Origin of the sequence: Psychrobacter sp. CAL346-MNA-CIBAN-0220, assembly GCF_040309805.1 — a bacterium.
GTDB lineage: Bacteria > Pseudomonadota > Gammaproteobacteria > Pseudomonadales > Moraxellaceae > Psychrobacter.
Genome location: NZ_JBEOPF010000163.1, coordinates 1 through 279 on the forward strand (window position 1 = coordinate 1; position 279 = coordinate 279).

Annotated in this window: 1 protein-coding gene; it reads right to left on the minus strand. The window is 38.4% G+C overall.

Features of this window, described 5'->3' with window-relative positions:
* Positions 1–279, minus strand: a 279-nt coding sequence (locus AAEY88_RS13145) for an efflux RND transporter permease subunit (protein ID WP_350563100.1), incomplete at both ends; no start/stop codon positions are given.

Genomic DNA, 279 nt, shown 5'->3' on the forward strand with positions numbered 1-279 from the left:
CAATAATATCACGTAAAAACAGGTAAATAACCAGCATGGCCAGCAAGCTGCCAAATAATGCGGCTGAGGTAACTTCATTTACTGCACTTTCAATAAATTCAGATTGGTCATAAATAATTTCTAATTGATTACTTTCATCCGTTTGGTTCATTTTGTCGAGTTCGGTTCGAAGCTTGTTCGCCACTGCAACGGTATTGGCATCACCTTCTTTATAAATAGCGAGTTCAATCGATTCAACTTCGCCAATACGGGTAATATCACTGCGTTCTTTATAGGCAT